This is a genomic window from Streptomyces sp. GL_140 (assembly GCF_057834465.1).
Map to the genome: position 1 here is coordinate 1948720 of NZ_CM174404.1, position 14355 is coordinate 1963074.

The 14355-nt window shown below is 71.4% G+C and carries 10 protein-coding genes and 1 pseudogene; 5 read left to right on the forward strand and 6 right to left on the reverse strand.

Features of this window, described 5'->3' with window-relative positions:
• Positions 1-12: 12 nt before the first annotated feature.
• The 3 genes from AC3IYJ_RS09085 to AC3IYJ_RS09095 all read left to right on the forward strand — a co-directional run bounded on the left by AC3IYJ_RS09085 (position 13) and on the right by AC3IYJ_RS09095 (position 6385).
• A complete protein-coding gene (locus AC3IYJ_RS09085) occupies positions 13-1416 on the forward strand; it encodes a TIR-like protein FxsC (protein WP_489402750.1) in 1404 nt (467 codons plus the stop codon).
• The gene (gene fxsT, locus AC3IYJ_RS09090; protein ID WP_489400808.1) at positions 1400-5395 is read left to right on the forward strand and encodes an FxSxx-COOH system tetratricopeptide repeat protein; all 3996 of its coding nucleotides are present in this window, start codon (positions 1400-1402) and stop codon (positions 5393-5395) included. The genes AC3IYJ_RS09085 and fxsT overlap by 17 nt, the downstream gene beginning before the upstream one ends.
• Positions 5396-5488: 93 nt before the next feature.
• Positions 5489-6385 carry a DUF4231 domain-containing protein gene (locus AC3IYJ_RS09095; protein ID WP_489400809.1) on the forward strand — a complete coding sequence of 299 codons (897 nt, stop codon included), beginning with the start codon at positions 5489-5491 and terminating at the stop codon, positions 6383-6385.
• A 52-nt stretch (positions 6386-6437) separates the two neighbouring features.
• On the opposite strand, the gene AC3IYJ_RS09100 is transcribed toward AC3IYJ_RS09095, so the two are convergent.
• The 4 genes and pseudogenes from AC3IYJ_RS09100 to AC3IYJ_RS09115 form a co-directional block, all read right to left on the reverse strand.
• A complete protein-coding gene (locus tag AC3IYJ_RS09100; protein ID WP_489400810.1) occupies positions 6438-6917 on the reverse strand; it encodes a hypothetical protein in 480 nt (159 codons plus the stop codon).
• Between the two features lie 102 nt (positions 6918-7019).
• Positions 7020-7844: a S1 family peptidase gene (locus AC3IYJ_RS09105; protein WP_489402751.1), complete on the reverse strand. Its 825-nt coding sequence runs from the start codon at positions 7842-7844 to the stop codon at positions 7020-7022.
• 195 nt (positions 7845-8039) lie between these two features.
• Positions 8040-8623: pseudogene (locus AC3IYJ_RS09110) on the reverse strand (DUF1684 domain-containing protein).
• Between the two features lie 78 nt (positions 8624-8701).
• Positions 8702-9856, reverse strand: coding sequence for a DUF5685 family protein (locus AC3IYJ_RS09115; RefSeq protein WP_489400811.1), 1155 nt, complete (start codon positions 9854-9856; stop codon positions 8702-8704).
• Positions 9857-10139: 283 nt separating this feature from the next.
• On the opposite strand from AC3IYJ_RS09115, the gene AC3IYJ_RS09120 reads away from it, so the two are divergent.
• On the forward strand, positions 10140-10592 hold the full coding sequence (locus AC3IYJ_RS09120; RefSeq protein ID WP_489400812.1) for a cell division protein SepF: 453 nt from the start codon (positions 10140-10142) through the stop codon (positions 10590-10592).
• Positions 10593-10651: 59 nt separating this feature from the next.
• On the opposite strand, the gene AC3IYJ_RS09125 is transcribed toward AC3IYJ_RS09120, so the two are convergent.
• Entirely contained in the window at positions 10652-11821 is a 1170-nt protein-coding gene (locus AC3IYJ_RS09125) for an acyl-CoA dehydrogenase family protein (protein WP_489400813.1), read from the reverse strand.
• A gap of 161 nt (positions 11822-11982) precedes the next feature.
• Here AC3IYJ_RS09125 and AC3IYJ_RS09130 point away from each other — a divergent pair, with 161 nt between their 5' ends.
• The gene (locus AC3IYJ_RS09130; protein ID WP_489400814.1) at positions 11983-12975 is read left to right on the forward strand and encodes a helix-turn-helix transcriptional regulator; all 993 of its coding nucleotides are present in this window, start codon (positions 11983-11985) and stop codon (positions 12973-12975) included.
• A gap of 284 nt (positions 12976-13259) precedes the next feature.
• On the opposite strand, the gene AC3IYJ_RS09135 is transcribed toward AC3IYJ_RS09130, so the two are convergent.
• Entirely contained in the window at positions 13260-14354 is a 1095-nt protein-coding gene (locus AC3IYJ_RS09135) for a phosphatase PAP2 family protein (protein WP_489400815.1), read from the reverse strand.
• Position 14355: the final 1 nt, after the last annotated feature.

The following is a 14355-nucleotide window of genomic DNA, read 5'->3' on the forward strand; positions in this document are numbered from 1 at the left end:
AGCTCCGGAATGATGTTTCTTCGCTCGTATCTTCGGGACGGGGGTCGTGTGCCCGCATCAGTGCAGCCGTATTTTTTTCTCAGTTATGCGCATACACCGAGGTTCGGAGCGGGGGGACCCGATCCGGACATGTGGGTGGAGCGCCTCTTCCGTGATCTCTGCAGCCATGTCATGGCATTGACGAACCTGCCGGCGGGAGCCGAGGCGGGCTTCATGGACCGGGAGATACGCAGCGGTGAGGGCTGGTCGGAACGGCTCGGTGCGGCGCTCGCCACCTGCCGGGTCTTCGTCCCCCTGTTCTCGCCGCGCTACTTCGCCAGTGAGATGTGCGGGAAGGAGTGGTTCGCCTTCGCGCAGCGCACCATCCAGCACGAGGCGCTGAGCAACCAGCCCGCCGAAGCCATCGTGCCCGCCCTGTGGGTGCCGGTTCCGCCCTCCCAACTGCCGCTCCCTGCCGAGCGGTTGCAGTTCAACCACAACACCTTCGGCGAGCGCTACGTCACCGACGGGCTGTACGGCCTGATCAAACTGCGCGGATACGCCGAGCAGTACGAGAGCGCCGTCTACGAGCTCGCCAAGCGGATCGTCCGGGTCGCCGAGACCGTCCGGCTCAAACCGATCCGTCCGCTGGACTACCGGCTGGTGCCGAGCGCCTTCGGCTCTCCGAGCAGCACCGCCCGCACCCTCCACGTCACGGTGGCCGCCGCCTCCCGGCACGACCTGCCCGAGGGCCGCAGCCCCGAGTACTACGGGGACAGCGCCCTGGAGTGGAACCCGTACCACCCGGTGTCCCAGCGGCCCATCGCCTATGTGGCCGAGGACCTGGTCCGCAACCTCAACTACCAGACGAGCGTGGGGTCCTTCGACGACGAGGCCGGGCACTTCGACTCCAAACAGCCGCCGACCCGGCCCGAGATCCTGATCGTCGACCGGTGGGCGGTGGAGGACGAACAGCGGCGCCAGCGCCTGGCCGCCTTCGACCTGGAGTCCCGGCCGTGGATCAACGTGGTCGTGCCGTGGAACCGCTACGACCACCAGAGCCGCGCGAAGGAGGGCGAGTTGGCCAACCGGCTCGAGGAGACCATGCCCGTCAAGATGAGCCAGGGCCGGGCCGCCTGCCGGGCCGCCGCCAACGGCGTGGCCAACATGGAGACGCTCGGGCAGATCCTGCCGCAGGTGGTGGAGGCGGCCGCCCAGCAGTTCCTCAGACACGCCCAGGTCTACCCGCCGGCGGGCACCCCGGCAGGGGGCTCCGAACGGCCCCGGCTGCTGGGGCCGATGGGGATGAACGGGCCCCCGGCGCCACCGCCCGTCGCACCCTTCCCGCCGAACACGGCCGAAGGACGGGGCAGGGCCGGTACGCCGGAGCACACCAACGACAACGACCGGGGGGACGCGGATGACAGCGAGTCGTGACAGCCAGAATCGTGACGGACAGCGCGAGGGGCGGATCGTCACCTTCTACTCGTACAAGGGCGGCACCGGCCGCACGATGGCGCTGGCCAACACGGCCTGGATCCTCGCCGCCAACGGCAAGCGGGTCCTCGCCGTGGACTGGGACCTGGAGGCTCCCGGCCTGCACCGGTTCTTCCATCCCTTCCTGGACCCCTCCACCCTCGGTGCCACCACCGGGGTCATCGACCTGATCAGCGAGTACGCGTGGGCGGCCACCAGCCCGGTGCAGCGCGCCGACGACTGGCACAAGGACTACGCGCGGATCCAGCCGCACGCCGTCTCGCTGACCCCCGAGACCCTCGGCTGGGAGTTCCCCGACGGCGGCACCCTCGACTTCGTCTCGGCGGGACGGCAGAACCGCGAGTACTCGGCGACCGTCTCCACCTTCGACTGGGACAACTTCTACGACCGGCTCGGCGGCGGCCTCTTCTTCGACGCCCTGCGGGCCGACATGAAGCGGAACTACGACTACGTCCTGATCGACAGCCGCACCGGCCTCTCCGACATAGCCGACATCTGCACCGTCCACCTCCCCGACGTCCTGGTCGACTGCTTCACCCTCTCCGACCAGTCCATCGACGGCGCCGCCTCCGTGGCCCGGCAGATCGACGAGCGGTTCAACGACCGCGGCATCAAGATCTACCCGGTCCCGATGCGCATCGACGAGGGCGAGAAGGAGAAGGCCGACGCCGGCCGCGCGCTGGCCCGGATCAAGTTCGACCGCTTCCCCAACGGCCTCGTCGGGGACGAACTCACCTCCTACTGGGGCGCGGTGGAGATCCCCTACCGCCCCTACTACGCCTACGAGGAGACCCTGGCCACCTTCGGGGACGAGGCCGGGCTGACCAACTCCCTGCTCTCCGCCTTCGAACGGCTCACCACCGTCGTCACCGAGGGCGACGTCACCTCCATGCCCGCCATCGGCGAGGAGGTGCGCCTGCGCATCCGCGACGCCTTCACCCGGCGCCGCCCCGCCCTGCCCGCCGACCTCTTCCTCTCCTACGTCGCCGAGAACCGCATGTGGGCCGACTGGATCGAGTCGGTGCTCACCCGGGCCGGCTTCCGGGTCGTGCCCAAGGACGTCTCCGCCGAACGGGCCCCGAACACGGCCGCCGGGGACACCCTGGGCGGGGCCGGGCTCACCGTGGACACCGCGGCGCGGACCGTGGTGCTGCTCTCCAGCGCCTACCTCAAGTCCGCCCGCGCGGTGGACGTGTGGGAGCGGGCCGCCGCCGAGGACCCGACGGGGGGCCGGCGCCAGCTGGTGCCGCTGAGGGTGGGCGACGTACGCCTGTCCACCCCGTACATCGACCGCAATCCGGTGGACCTCTTCCGACTCGACGAGGTGCACGCCACGACCGCGCTGCTGCGCGCCGTGGAGCGGCCGATGGCGCTGCCCGACAGCGTGGCCAGTGCCTCCGCGCCCGGCCCCCGCTTCCCCGGGACGGTTCCCAAGATCTGGAACGCGCCGCCCCGCAACCCCGGTTTCACCGGCCGCTCCATCGTGCTGGAGCGGATGCGCGACCAGCTCGGCGGCGGCATGGCCGTGGTGCTGCCGCAGCCGCAGACCCTGTACGGGCTCGGCGGCGTCGGCAAGACGCAGGTGGCGCTGGAGTACGTGCACCGGTTCATGGCCGACTACGACCTGGTCTGGTGGATCTCCTCGGAGCAGACCGACGACGTGGTCGCCGCCCTGGCCGAGCTGTCCGTACGCCTCGGCGCCCAGACCGGCGAGGACATGTCGGCGGCCTCCCAGGAGGCGATCGACCTGCTGCGGCGCGGAGTTCCCTCCTCGCGGTGGCTGCTCGTCTTCGACAACGCCGACGATCCCGAGACGCTCAAGCGGTTCTTCCCGCCGGGCGGCCCCGGGCACGTGCTCGTCACCTCCCGCAACCAGTCCTGGTCGCAGTACGGTGACGCGCTGCCCGTGGACGTGTTCCTGCGCGAGGAGTCCATCGAGCACCTCCAGCGCCGGGCCCCCGGGCTCAGCAAGGACGACGCCGAGCAGGTGGCCGTCGCGGTCGGGGACCTGCCGCTCGCGGTGGAGCAGGCGGGTGCCTGGATCGCGGAGACCGCGACCCCGGTGTCCGCGTACATCGAGCAGCTGGCCCAGCAGGCCGCCCGGGTGCTGTCGCTGAACCAGCCGCCCGGGTACCCGGAGCCGGTGGCCGCCACCTGGAACGTCTCGATCGAACGGCTCCAGTCCCGCTCCCCCGCCGCCGTACGGCTGCTCCAGCTGTGCGCCTTCTTCGCGCCCGAGCCGATCTCGGCGAACCTGCTCTACAGCAAGGAGATGATCGACGCCCTCAAGCCGTACGACTCCTCCCTCCAGGAGAAGCTGGTGCTCGGCCGCGTCATCCGGGAGATCGGCCGGTTCGCGCTGGCCAAGGTCGACCAGGTCAGCAACAGCATCCAGGTGCACCGGCTGGTCCAGGCGGTGATCCGGGCGCAGCTGTCCGAGGAGGAGCAGCGCGAGGCCCGGCACGCGGTGCACCGGATCCTGGCGGGTGCCCGGCCGGACGACGACGAGCCGATAGACAACCCGGAGACCTGGCCGCGGTTCAACACCATCTGGCCGCACCTGACTCCGTCCGAGGCCCGGTTCTGCAAGGAGCCGGAGACCCGCCGGCTCCTGATCGACCGCGTCCGCTACCTGTGGAAGCGCGGTGACTTCAAGGCCGCGTACACGCTGGGAGAGGAGCTGCGCGAGACCTGGCGCGAGACCCTGGGCGGCGACGACCTCCAGTACCTGTACCTGCGGTTCCACCTCTCCAACATCCTGCGCTCGCAGGGCCGGTTCGTGGAGGCGATGGAGCTCGACGAGGGCACGCTGGAGCGCCAGCAGAACGCACTGGGCACCTCGCACCCGCACACCTACATGACCACCAGCGGCCTGGCGATGGACCTGGGCGCGCTCGGCCGGTACGGCGAGGCGATGGAACTGGCCACGGCCGCGCACGAGGGCTTCGGGCAGATCTTCCACGAGGCGCACCCGCGCACCCTGGCGGCCGCGAACAACCTGGCGCTCAACCTGCGCATGATCGGGCAGTACGCGCGGGCCAGGGAGATCGACCAGGAGGTCTTCGACCGGCGCACCGAGGTCCTGGGCACGGACCACCCGTACACCCTGTCCTCGGCGCAGAACCTGGCCCGCGACCTGCGCGAGGTGGGCCGGTACGACGACTCGGTGCAGTTGCTGAGCCGGACGTACGAGATCTACAAGCGGACGCTGGGACGGGCCTTCCCGGGCACCCTGTCGGCGGCCAAGAACCTGGCGGTCTCGCTGCGCCGGGCGGGAGACGTGGAGGACGCGCTGCGGCTGACGACCGCGACCCGCAACCGCTACCGGGCCAAGTACACCGCGGTCAACCCGGACCTGCTGGCCTGCGAACTGAACCTGGCGGCCGACATGTTCGCGACCGGGGACCCGGGCGGGGCCCGGGACCTGGCCCAGGAGGTGGTGGACGAGTACATCAAGGTGCCGGGCGAGCGGCACCCGTACACCCTGGCCGCGGTCAACAACCTCGCGGTGTTCCACTGGGGCACGGGGGCGGCGGAGACTGCCGAGCCGATGCTGCGCCAGACCATCCACTACATGCGGGAGGTGCTGGGCGACAACCACCCGCACACCATCTTCGCCAACCTCAACCTGGCCAACGCCCGTGCCGACCTGGGCGATCCGGAGGGGGCGCTGGAGCTGGAGCGGATCTCGGTGATGCGGCTGCGCGAGGCGCTGGGCGTGCACCATCCGGAGACCCTGGCGAGCTCGTCGAACCTGGCGATCAGCCTGGACATGATGGGGCGCAAGGAGGAGGCGAACCGGGTACGGGCGGAGGCGGTGGCCGAGCTGACGCGGCTGCTGGGCGAGGACCACGGCCTGACCCGGTACGCGCGTGACGAACGGCGGGTCCACCGTGACCTGGAGCCGCTGGCGGTGTGATCCGACCGGGGGCGGCTCCCGCCGGGCGCCGCCCCCGCACCTCCCCGATACAGGCAGAACCAGCAGACTGGGGGGTTCGCTGTGAGTGACAGCATGACCTTTCGCAACGAGGACCTGCCGGTCCTCTTCCACCACACCGACCAGGCGGCGATCTCCCGGCAGCGGGAGTCCACCCAGGCCACCCGCGCCCAGCTGATGCTGCTCGTCGTGGCCGCCGGGATCGCCGCCCTGCCCGACGGGCCGAAGCTCGGCTCCGCCTACCTGTCCGGGCTCCTCAGCGTGCTCGCGTACGCCGGGGTGCTGGGCGTGGGCGTACGGGCCACCCGGCGCCGGGCCCGCCCGCAGTGGCAGCTCAACCGCAGCGCCGCGGAGTTCATCAAATCGCTGGCCTGGCGGTACGCCGTCCACGGCGCGCCCTTCGGCAGTGACGTCCCGAGGGTCGAGGAGACGTACCGGACCCGGCTGGAGGCGGGACTGAACGAGCTGCGGAAGATGGGCTGGGAGGATCCACGGACCGCCGGGCTGGTGCCGGAGGGCGGCGAGATCACCGGTGTGATGTTCCGGCTGCGGGGACTGGACTACCAGGTCCGCAGGGAGACGTACGTCCGTGACCGGCTCATCGAGCAGCGCAACTGGTACCAGCGCAAGACGGAGGTGTCCCGGCGGGCCACGGCCCTGTGGTCGTGGTCGATCGTGCTGCTGACCTTGCTGGCGCTGCTGTTCGCCCTCTTCGGGGCCTTCGGTTCGGGTCCGGGGCCGAGGCTGACGGGGCTGCTGAGCGCGGCCGCGACGGCGGGCATCGCCTGGAACGAGGTGCGCCGCCACCATCCGCTGATCGAGGCGCACACCCTGATCGAACAGGACCTCTCCGCGATGATGGTCGTGATGCAGACGACCATCACCGAGACGCAGTGGCCGTCCGCGGTCTACGAGACGGAGCGGTACGTGTCCCCGCAGCACACCGACTGGCTTGCCCGGCACAGCAGTTGACGACCGGCGACCGGCGGCAGTTGAGATCCGCAGTGGTGCGCGGGGCGTGGCCTCAGTCCCGGGTCACGCCCTCGCACCAGATCACGGTGACGGGCTTCCCGAGCGCGCGCGCGTAGGCGACGATCTCGGCGGTGCCGCCGTGGCCCCGGGCGGGCAGGCCGTCCCAGACGGCGACGAGGCGGTCGCAGGAGTCGGCGATGTAGGCGCCGGCGGCGTAGTAGGCCTCGTCGGTGGAGCGGGCGAAGTCCATGCGGACCTCCTGGGTGGCCCGGCTCTTGAGCCCCCGGAAGCGCTCCAGGGCCTCGGCGCCCTCGAAGCCCTCCTCGTAGTCCCCGCTGGGGATGACCACGGTGAGGTCGGCGCCGCATTCCAGCGCGATGGCCGCGAAGAGCTGGTCCGCACCCTCGGCGAGGCTGGAGAGGGCCTCCAGCGGCCCCTCGTGGCTTCCCAGCACGGCCCGCAGGCCCGCCTCCACGTGACCGAGCGCCTCGTCCGGGATCGACCTGTGGCCGGTCACGCCGATTCGTTTCATTCGCAGACCTGCTCCCCCCCATGGACACGGACGCCCTGGACATCCTCCCAGAAGGCGGGAGGACGTCCAGGGGGCTCGGCCGGGCCCTGAACCCGTGACGGTCTAGTACACGCTGACCCCGTACGCGTTGAGGGCTTCGACGACGGGCTGGAAGAACGTGGTGCCGCCCGAGGAGCAGTTGCCGCTGCCGCCGGAGGTGAGGCCGACGGCGCGGGTGCCGGAGTAGAGCGGACCGCCGCTGTCGCCGGGCTCGGCACAGACGTTGGTCTTGATCATTCCGTAGACCACGTCACCGCCGCCGTAGTTCACGGTGGCGTTGAGGCCGGTCACCGTGCCGCTGTGGATGCCGGTGGTGGAGCCGCGCCGGGTCACGGACATGCCGTTGGTGGCGTTGACGGCGCTGGTGATGTCCTGACCGCCGACGGTGCCGGGCGGTACCGGGGAGTTGCTGGCGTACTTGATCAGGCCGTAGTCGTTGCCCGGGAAGCTGGAGCCGACGGTGGACCCGATGACCGTGGTGTGCGAGGAGTTGGTCCACCAGCTGCCCGCGCCGTCGGTGCAGTGACCGGCGGTGAGCACGTAGTAGGTGCTGCCGCTGCGCACGTTGAAGCCCAGGGAGCACCGCCAGCCGGAGGTGTAGATGGCGTCTCCGCCGGAGAGCAGCTTGGTCAGCTTGCCGGGGATCCGCTCGATGCGCAGCGCGGCGGCGTTCGCCCCGGCCTCGTGACGGATTCTGGCGAGCCCGGCGGCCGAGACGGTGGAGTCGGCGGTGACCACGAGGGTTCCGGTGGCGGGGTCGGTGTGCCAGGCGGTGCCGCCGACGTCGGCGCGCAGGACCGAGGCGCCGGCGACGGCGAGCCGGTCGGCGCTGAAGCCGCCGTCGGCGTGGGCGGTGGTGGGGGCGGCGAGGGCGGCCACCGCGGCCATGCCGGTGGCCACGGCGAAGAGCCTGGAACGGATGATGCGGGTGATCCTCACTTGTCGTCCTCCCGGAAGGGATCGGAGGCCCGGCCGGTGTGGGGTGCCGGAGCCCGTGGGGGGCCGTCGGGGGCGCGAGCGGCACCGGGCTGCTCGACGTGCCCCTGACAAGCCTCGAGAGACGTTGTCGGGAGTGTCCTGGCGTCAGATGGCGGGAACAAGGGCGTCTTTCAGCCTCCGCTCGCCCGCCGCGAGCTCGAAGGGCAACGTGTTCCCGGGTGGCGGGAACGGGCAGACGAAGTGGTCCGCGACGGCGCAGGGCGGCAGCTGGACCCGGTTGAGGTCCACCGTGATCGACCCGTCGGCCGCCGGGGTGCCGGGCCTGAGGAAGCGGAAGCGGTAGCTGGAACGCCCGCCGGTGGCATCCCCGAGGACGGCCCAGAGGCTGCCGTCGTCCGCGTCCACGGCGACCCGGGAGTGCGAGGGCGCGGTGTCGTCGGGGGCGAGAACGGCCTCACCGGTGAAGGGCTCCCCGTCGAGGGCGATGCCGTCCTCGGGGGCCGCGGTCAGGGTCACCGCGCCGCCGGTGACGCGCCAGTTCCCCGGAACGGCGGGAATTCGACCTTCCGGGTAGTCGGCGAGCCCGGGGGTCCCCCGGACGGAGTCTGGGGGAGGGTTCCGGTCAGGGACAGGGGCCCGTAGGGGGCGGACACGGTGGCCACCCGATGCTCGTGCCACCGCTTCCAGGCGGTGGCCGGATCCTCTGCGGAAAATGAGTCAGCGTTCATGCCGCTCAACCCTTCCACACCGGCCCGGCCGGGAACCGCAAGGTACGCCGTCCGGGCCTGCGCGAATCTGAGGCAGCCTCAGCAGCCGTCACAGGGACAGCAGCAGCAGTCGCAGCCGTCACAACCGCAGTCGCAGTCCCCGCAGCCCGGGTCCCCGCAGTCGCAGTTGTCGCACCACGGCTGCTTCTTCTCGCGGGACCAGGGCCCCTCGTGCTCCGTGCAGCACAGCTGGCAGGTGCAGAAGAGCCCGAGGGCCACCGCGCAGCCCGGCAGGAGGTCCCTGCGGGGCTTGCGCGGGGGCGGCGGCGGACCGAAGTCCATCGGCGGCGGACCGAAGCCGCCCTGACCCGCCGAGTCCGTCACGGTATGGGAACAGCCGGCCGTCCCGAAGGCCCGGTCCACGGAGGTGCGCAGCTCGTGCACCAGCAGCCGGTGGGCCAGGCCCGCGTCCGCGAACCGTGCGTCGCCCATGGCCAGCCTGATGCCCTGGAGGGCGTCGTCGCAGAGCCTGCGGGCCTCGGCCCGGGAGGTACCGGTGGCCGTCAGCGGGTTCCAGGCCCCGGCGGCGGCGTCGGCGCCCTGGTCCTCCACGGCGTCCAGCAGGTGCGCGAGCCGCCCGAAGTAGCGCCCCGCTTCCGCGAGCGCGGGAGCGTTGTCCGGCCGTCCGGCGAGAGTCGCGGTATGGGCGAAGGCGGCGGCCGTGGCCGTCTCGGTCGGCTCGGTCACCACGAGCACCGGCGTGCCGATGCCGGCCAGGGTCTCGATGCCCGCCTGCCGGTCCACGGCGTCGACGAGCACGGCCGTGTCGAAGCCGAGCGAGGCCCCGGTACGGGCGCCGGCCCGGTCCCAGCCCCGGGCCACCCGGCGTGCGGCCAGCGCGATGGGGGCGCGGGCCAACAGCCCGTCCCGGTCGGCCACGTGGTCCCGTACCTTCGCGGAGGCCAGGACGAGCGAGACGGCGGCCGCGAGCCTCGCCCCCTCGCCCCGGGCCACCGGGGCGGTGCGCATGCCGCGCAGTGGACAGGGCCCGGCGGTGCGCCGGGCGCCGGGGGCCGGACCCGACTGAGCCTCCGTCAGAACGGAGACGAGCAGCCCGTCGTAGTTGGTCACAATCCTCGCGAACTGGCCGTGGTCGCCCCGAAGTGCCAGGCACAGCCCGCACAGATGGGCCATCCACTCGGCCTTGAACCGCTCCCCCAGTCTGTGCGTGCAAGGTCTGACGATGCCGAACATGGTGCTCCCCCGTGTGTCCTACGCGTGCTCGACGGGCATCGTAACGAGCCCGGCCCTTCACCCGTACGTCCCCGTCGGTCACCCGCACGGCGGCACTGGTCGTATTTTCACTCAGACAGCAGCGGTACCCGCCAGGATCCTTGACCGTGCAACGGATGTTCTGCACCAGTACCGTCACGAAACCCTTGCGCGGCGACTATCCACTTGGCGCGTTGTCAGCATCATGGACGACGATAGGGACGCGGAAGAGAAGACAGACTGACCGCGATGAAAGGAGGCGTCCATGGGTTCGGTGCGCAAAGCGAGTGCCTGGCTGGGTCTCGTGGAGGACAGCGACGACGAGCGTTACTACGACGACGACTACGCGGAGGCCACGCAGGGTGGTTCGGTGGTCGGCCCCGGCGAGCAGTGGGTCACCGACCCGCGCGTCAAGGTCGCGTCGGAGTCCGCCGTCGAGTCGGGCCGGCGTATCGCGACGGTCACCCCCGACGGTTTCCGTGACGCCCGCGGCATCGGCGAGCTGTTCCGCGACGGTGTCCCGGTCATCGTGAACCTGTCGTCGATGGACCCGGGCGACGCGAAGCGCGTGGTTGACTTCGCGGCCGGTCTCACCTTCGGACTGCGCGGCTCGATCGAGCGGGTGGCGACCAGGGTCTTCCTGCTGACCCCGGCCGACACCCAGGTCGTGAGCGGCGAGGCCGGCGGCCGCTCGCGCGATTTCTTCAACCAGAACTGAGCCCGGGGGCACCTCCCAGCGGTAGCTGGGGGACCCTCACCGACTGAGGACCGGCCGGCTCACCGGAAGGCGTCGAGCCCGGTGAGTGCCTTGCCCAGCACCAGTTGGTGCATCTCGACGGTCCCCTCGTAGGTGAGGACCGATTCGAGGTTGGTGGCGTGCCGCATGACGGGGTATTCGAGGGAGATCCCGTTGGCACCGAGGATGGTCCGCGCGGTGCGACAGATGTCGATGGCCTCGCGGACGTTGTTGAGCTTGCCGAAGCTGATCTGCTCGGGTCGCAGGGTGCCCGCATCCATCCGCCGACCCAGGTGATGGGCGAGCAGGATCCCCTTGTGGAGCTCCAGCGCCATGTCCGCGAGCTTGGCCTGGGTGAGCTGGAACCCGCCGATGGGCCTGCCGAACTGCTCGCGCGTCTTCGCGTAGTCGAGCGCCGCTTCGAAGCTGGCGCGCGCCGCGCCCATGGAACCCCACACGATCCCGTACCGCGCGTGGCTGAGGCAGCCGAGCGGCCCCTTGAGCCCGGTGACCCCCGGAAGCACCGCGTCGGCGGGCAGCCGTACGTCGTCCATGACCAGCTCGCTGGTCACCGAGGCGCGCAGGGACCACTTGTGCTTGATCTCGGGCGCGGAGAACCCGGCGGTGTCCGTCGGCACGGCGAACCCGCGGATCCCCTCGTCGGTCTGCGCCCAGACGACGGCCACTGCCGCGACCGATCCGTTGGTGATCCACATCTTGCGCCCGTTGAGCACCCAGTCGGTGCCCTCGCGCTTGGCGTACGTGCGCATCGCGCCCGGGTCGGAGCCCACGTCGGGCTCGGTCAGCCCGAAGCACCCGATGAGCTCGCCGGCGGCCATGCCGGGCAGCCAGCGCTGCTTCTGCTCCTCGGAGCCGTACTTCCAGATCGCGTACATGGCCAGCGAGCCCTGCACGGAGACCAGGGAGCGGATCCCGGAGTCGGCGGCCTCCAGCTCCAGACAGGCGAGCCCGTACTGGACGGCGCTCGCCCCGGCGCAGCCGTACCCCTGGAGGGACATCCCGAGCGCCCCGAGCGCGCCGAGTTCTTTCGCGAGGTCCCGGATGCCGGGCAGCTCGCCGTTCTCGTACCACTCGGCGATGTTCGGCAGCACCCGGTCCGTCGCCCAGTCGCGGACGGTGTCGCGGATGGCGAGGTCCTCGGGGGTGAGGAGATCGTCGAGCCCGAGCGGGTCGGTGGGAACGAAGGACACGGAGCCTCCTGGCAGGCCGGGGTGTGCGGAAACCTAGCGCTGCAAGTTTGTCGCTCCGCCCCCCGCGCGGTCCACCCGCTTCGGGTGCCGATCCGGCCCGGCCCGGCGCGGACCGGTCCGCGCGGTTCGGGAACCCGCCCGGATGGGGGCAGACTGCTCGGATGCTCGAGACCTCCGCGCGGCTGCTCCGCCTGTTGTCCCTGTTGCAGTCCCACCGGGAATGGACCGGATCCGATCTCGCCGACCGGCTCGGGGTGACCCCGCGCACCGTGCGGCGGGACGTGGACCGGCTGCGGGAGCTCGGATATCCCGTGAACGCCAGCCCCGGCACCGGCGGCGGGTACCAGCTGGGGGCCGGGGCGGAGCTGCCTCCGCTGCTGCTCGACGACGACGAGGCCGTCGCGGTGGCCGTGGGGCTGCGGACCGCCGCCGGCAACGGCGTCGAGGGGATCGGGGAGGCCTCCGTCAGGGCCCTGGCCAAGCTGGAACAGGTGCTGCCGTCCCGGCTGCGGGGCCGGGTGTCGGCGCTGAACCGGTTCACCGTGCCCATGCTGCGCGGGACCGGCCCCTCCACCGTCGACCCGGCCGTGCTGACCGAACTGGCCACGGTCTGCCGCGACGCCGAGCGGCTGCGCTTCGGCTACCGGGACCACGAGGGCAACGTCACCCGCCGCACCGTCGAACCGCACCGGCTGGTGTGCACCGAGCGCCGCTGGTACCTGGTCGCCTGGGACCTGGACCGGGAGGACTGGCGGACCTTCCGGGCCGACCGGATCGAGCCCAGGCCCCCGCACGGCCCGCGCTTCACCCCGCGCCCGCCGCCCGCCGAGGACCTCGCCGCGTACGTCTCCCGGGGGATCTCGCAAGGGGCGTACGCGGTCCGGGCGGTGGTGCGGCTGCGGGTGCCGGTGGCGCGGGCCGCGCAGATCGTCGGGCCGGCCCACGGGACCCTGGAGCCCCTCGACGAGTGGAGCTGCCTCCTGCGCACGGGTGCGGTGAACCTCGATGTTCTGGTGATTCACATCATGCTGCTCGGCTGTGAGTTCGAAGTCGTGGAGCCGGTTGAGCTGAACGACCGGATCAGGGCTCTGCGAGATCTCCTCGGCAGGTCTCTCGAACCTCGCGAAGCACCCTCGGAAGTGAAGGAGATGTAAGGAAGCAGAGGGGGCCTGAAGTGGGTTCCGGCGGGAATTCGGGGAAGTCCTGGAGGAATTCGAAAGAGAATTCACCCCGGGCGTGTCGCAGGCCGGGAAATAAATGGTTCAGACAAATTCGGCGGCCACAGGACTGTCGACATTCCGTAACACAAGCGTGACCCGGTACGGAGGAACGTCCGGGCGCGCGGCTGACGACCGGGCCGGACGTACGAGGACGGCGGGCCCCGGTCCTCGACCGGGGCCCGCCGTCGCTGCGGAAGGGTGTGCGTACCGTCCGCGGTTCAGCCTCCGGTGGCCGGGCGGGCCGCCGTGCCGCGCGCCGGGGTGCGGTCGGCGTGGGCCGGTCGGCGGCCGCCGACCGGGGTGGCAGGAGGCCGCTCGGAGCGGACCAGGTGCGGACGGGCGGCGAGGTGGCCGGCGGGCCGGGCCGCCGGGAAGTGCCCGGCCGCGACCGGCAGGGCGGCCGGGACCGGTGCCGCGACCGCGACCGCCGGTACGGCGGGCTCCGGCGAAGCCTCGGAGGCGGGCCCGGCGGCCCGCTGGAGCTGCCACTTGCCGCCCGCGGAGAGCAGCGGGACGAGCATCCCGGTGAGGGTCTCGGGCACCCGCCCGGCTTCCACGAGGGAGCGCAGCCGGGCGCGCACGCCGAACACGTAGGCCTCGGCGTGGGCGATGAGGGGCTCGAACCACGGCAGCGCCAGCAGCACGAGCAGACCGGCGGACCAGCCGAGCAGGACGTCGCTGACCCAGTGGGTGCCCAGGTACACGGTGGTGGCGCCGACGCTCAGCGAGACGACCGCGGAGACCACGGAGAGCACCCGGCGGGTGACCACGGTGGAGGCCAGGTAGGCCAGGATTCCCCAGGTCACAACGGCGTTGGCGGTGTGGCCGGAAGGAAATATATCCCCGCCGGCGAAGAGCTCGGCGGAACCGATCTGGGTGGCGTAGTGCGGACCGAGCCTGCCCAGGCCGAGCTTGACGGCGCCGACGGTGATGTTGAGCAGCAGCAGCGCCACGCCGAGGGTGATCAGCGGGCGCAGTGTGTGCTGGCGCCAGGACCGCCAGCCGAGCCAGGCGGCGACCATCACGGCGGTGGGTCCGCGCTGGCCCAGGACGACGAGGTAGTCGAGGAAGGCGTGGAGCTGCGGCCACTGCTCGTAGGGCCGGAAGAACATGACCTGCCAGTCCAGGCGGACGAGCCAGGAGGTGGTCAGGACGGCCACGACGATCGCGAGGTAGAAGACGAGTGTCGCTCCGAGGAGCACGACGCGGTGCCGGCTCATCTGCGGGGTTTGCAGATGAGCCGGTCGCTCTGGTTCCCGGTCCAGCCGGGCGAACACCCGCTCCAGTCTGGGCAGGATTTGGTCGGTACGCACT

Excerpts from the sequence above, each read along its gene's own strand:
- AC3IYJ_RS09100 (WP_489400810.1), bottom strand. The coding sequence starts at position 6,917 with ATGAAACGAATCGGCGTGACCGGCCACAGGTCGATCCCGGACGAGGCG.
- AC3IYJ_RS09085 (WP_489402750.1), top strand. The coding sequence starts at position 13 with ATGTTTCTTCGCTCGTATCTTCGGGACGGGGGTCGTGTGCCCGCATCA.
- AC3IYJ_RS09095 (WP_489400809.1), top strand. The coding sequence starts at position 5,489 with ATGACCTTTCGCAACGAGGACCTGCCGGTCCTCTTCCACCACACCGAC.
- AC3IYJ_RS09120 (WP_489400812.1), top strand. The coding sequence starts at position 10,140 with ATGGGTTCGGTGCGCAAAGCGAGTGCCTGGCTGGGTCTCGTGGAGGAC.
- fxsT (WP_489400808.1), top strand. The coding sequence starts at position 1,400 with ATGACAGCGAGTCGTGACAGCCAGAATCGTGACGGACAGCGCGAGGGG.
- AC3IYJ_RS09130 (WP_489400814.1), top strand. The coding sequence starts at position 11,983 with ATGCTCGAGACCTCCGCGCGGCTGCTCCGCCTGTTGTCCCTGTTGCAG.
- AC3IYJ_RS09105 (WP_489402751.1), bottom strand. The coding sequence starts at position 7,844 with ATGGCCGCGGTGGCCGCCCTCGCCGCCCCCACCACCGCCCACGCCGAC.
- AC3IYJ_RS09115 (WP_489400811.1), bottom strand. The coding sequence starts at position 9,856 with ATGTTCGGCATCGTCAGACCTTGCACGCACAGACTGGGGGAGCGGTTC.